This is a genomic window from Pseudooctadecabacter sp., assembly GCF_020627745.1.
GTDB lineage: Bacteria > Pseudomonadota > Alphaproteobacteria > Rhodobacterales > Rhodobacteraceae > Octadecabacter.
In genome coordinates, this window is the sequence record NZ_JAHDGE010000065.1 from 1 (window position 1) to 3102 (window position 3102).

The 3102-nt window shown below is 61.8% G+C and carries 4 protein-coding genes; all 4 read left to right on the forward strand.

The genetic code is table 11. The features are described 5' to 3' along the window. The first annotated feature begins 401 nt into the window (after nt 1–401). Nucleotides 402–980 (forward strand): hypothetical protein, encoded by a 579-nt coding sequence (locus tag QZ653_RS14665; protein WP_296421226.1) that lies wholly within the window; start codon nt 402–404, stop codon nt 978–980. Nucleotides 981–1030: 50 nt separating this feature from the next. Continuing rightward, nucleotides 1031–1756 (forward strand): heparin lyase I family protein, encoded by a 726-nt coding sequence (locus QZ653_RS14670; protein ID WP_296421227.1) that lies wholly within the window; start codon nt 1031–1033, stop codon nt 1754–1756. A gap of 64 nt (nt 1757–1820) precedes the next feature. Then, complete coding sequence (locus QZ653_RS14675; protein WP_296421228.1) at nt 1821–2477, forward strand: CatB-related O-acetyltransferase; 657 nt, start codon at nt 1821–1823, stop codon at nt 2475–2477. Then, the coding region (locus QZ653_RS14680; RefSeq protein ID WP_296421229.1) for a hypothetical protein at nt 2474–3102 on the forward strand (629 nt) is incomplete at its 3' end. The genes QZ653_RS14675 and QZ653_RS14680, both read left to right, overlap by 4 nt.

The following is a 3102-nucleotide window of genomic DNA, read 5'->3' on the forward strand; positions in this document are numbered from 1 at the left end:
GGCGTTGTGTCCAAAATCAACGAGTAAGGGGCGCCGCGCCCCCCCGGGGTCGCAACGCACACCCAATCAACAGGCCGTCCCCACCGGGGGCGGCCTGTTGCGTTGAACGGGGCCACAACACTCAGCCCAGACCAAACACCAAAGGCCCCCGAAGAACACGCGCGGGCCTTTCGCGTTGACCTACCCATACTTCGAATGAGGTATGCCCCCGACCATCGGCGTCGCGCAACGACAGCAAGGCCCCTAGGATGCGGCAAGTTCAACCAAAGGACCGCGCCATGTACAAATGTCTTGCCCTGCTCATGCCCCTGATTTTTGCCGCCGCCTGTCAACCCAGTGGCCCCCGTGATGCCGGGGCGCTCAATGATTGGGATGTCTCTTGTGGTGCAGATAGAGGCTCCGTGCAAAATACAGTCGACGGTTGGGTGTTCCGCACCAGTGCGAATTACTGCACGGGCGGCACGTTCAACCAGCGGGCTGAAATCAGTACAGAGAATTTCCCCGTCAACAGAACCGGCAACGTGCTGTTTTCTTCACATATTTCGATCACCACCGCCATGCAGCGCGAATTCAGCCTCTTTTCCATCCACGACGGGCGCGACGGCTGTGCGCCGCCCTTGCAGTTGTTTGTTCGTCCCGACGGTCGCATGTACATCGCCAGTGCGATCAAGACCGGGCCGGGTGATTCCTGTATCGATCAGCGCATTGGCGGCCTGTCCCGCGACCGCATCCGCCGCGACGGCACGGAACAGTTCCTTGAGGTTCTGGTGCGATTTGACGGGGCAGGCGGGTTCGGCGTCTCGGTGTCGTTGGACGGCGTGACGCAAATCAGCGGTCGCTATGCGCCCCCCACCAATCCGAATGCTATCCTGTCGCAGCGGTTCTATTTCAAACACGGTGTGTATTCGAAGACAGTCTTTGATTACGTGATGCGATCAAGGGACATGCGGGTGGTGTCACTCCCGCAGGATGCGTCATGATGGCCCTGCGACACGTTTTTGCCTGCGTTTCGGTATCCCTTATCTGCGCGATGGTCCAAACCGGGACCGCACGGGCGCAGACCTCGCTTGCTGATGGGTTCGGCAGCATAGTTCTACAAAGCGCACGGGTGCCCCATGCGGTGCAACGCGCGCAGCTTGCGGATGGCACGCGGGTCGAACGGTTCGAGTTGCGAAACGGTGATTGCAGCGGCACCGATTGTACGCGGGATCGCGAACGGGTGGAATTTATTCAGGAACGCGGCCCGCGCAACGGCACCGAAGTCTGGGTGGGATATTCTGTGATGCTTGATCCAAGCTGGCCGGACGTCGGCCCCGACATGAACACCAAAATCGGTCAGTTCCATCTGCCGAAGTATCGGGGGCGGGGTCAGGGCCCCACGCTGTTGATGGAGGTCACCGACGATTGCCTTGTGGTCTCGGTCAAGGATCCCACCGTGGCTGACGACGACCCGATGAACCCCGCCCCGAATATGGCGTGGGATTGTGTGGCGCCGCGCGACCAGTTTATCGGACGGTTCAACCGGATAATGGTGAACGCCATCTGGTCCACCGGGGCGGACGGGTTCATGACCGTCTATCTCAACGGGCAGCCGGTCTGGTCCTATCAGGGGCAGACGATCAATGTGAATGTCGCACCCTATTTCCGCTATGGCATTTATCGCAGCTTCATCAGCCGTTGTGCAGGCGGATGCGGCACCCAGATTGCCTATTACCACAGCGTTGTCCAAGGTCGGAACCGCGCAGACGTGGAATGAAGCCGCGGGCTTTGCACCCCTGCCGCGAACGCGCTAGGGTCCTGTCGCAACCACCGGAGGCCAGATGCCGCCCCTTCCGCCCCGCGCTTTCCCCGATCCGTCCACGCGACACCCCGTGATCCTTCCCGATGGCACTGTCCACAAAGGCACTGTCTTTCTGGCCGCCGCGACGGACCACCCCAATATTGATGTGGGCGGCTACACCTATGCCAGTGCCCACGTCCCTCCGGCGGATTGGGCAGCACAGCTTGCCCCGTTCCTCTATCCCGGCGCACCCGAAAGATTGACCATCGGCAAGTTCTGTCAGATCGCGGACGGCGTGACCTTCGTCACCGCATCGGCCAACCACCGCTACGACGGATTTTCCAGCTTTCCGTTTTCGGTCTTTCTGGACATGGACCGCAACCGCCCGTCCATGCCGCAGGACTTCCCTGACACGACCGTCGGCCACGATGTGTGGCTGGGGCAGGGGGCCACTGTGCTGCCCGGCACGACGATCGGGTCGGGGTGCATCATCGGGGCCAAGGCCGTCGTCGGTGGGACCATCCCGCCCTATAGCATCGTCACAGGCAATCCCGGTCGGGTTCTGCGCCGCCGTTTTGACGATGCGACCATCGACGCGCTTTTGGATATCGCTTGGTGGGACTGGCCCATCGACCGGATCATCGAAAGCGAGGCCGCGATTTGCGGTGCTGATCTGACCGCATTGGGGGCGTCATGATCCGGTTGGCGCTTGCGGTCTTGTCCTTTCTGCCGTGGTGGGTCTACGCCCTTGTCGCGCTGAGCCTTGGGAATCTGGCGCTGGATCAATACGCGCGCTACCAGTCGCGGGTCATGGCTGCGGAACGCGCGATCCTTGCGGGGCCACCGCCCGCGCGCACGACCACGGCGGTGGACACACGGTTGCGGGCGGATCCGTTTCGCGAAATGCAGGTGACGGGCATTATTCGCGCTGATCTGGGCGTCGGCCAGATCGAAGGCACGGTTCCGAAATCCTACATCGTGCTGGATGCGCCCGAACGGACAGGGCCGGTCGTTGCGGTGATGTTTGTGGGCAGCGCCAAACAAGCCGGACTGGCCGACCTTGTGGCGACCTCAAACGATACAGGACGGGTGACGGCAACGGGCTTTCGCCGCACACTGGACTGGTCGACGGTATCGGGTCAGCTGCGCCTGCAAGGTGTCCGCCGTGAGGTCGTCTTGATGGAGGCCATCGTCGGCAACAGGTCGGCCGCCTTGCGCGCGAAGGCGGACAGCGATTTGCCGTTCATCTATATCATTGGCGGTTTGGCCGTGATGAGCGCCCTGACCGCACTTTATCGGTTTTCCAACTGGCGCAAAAGACG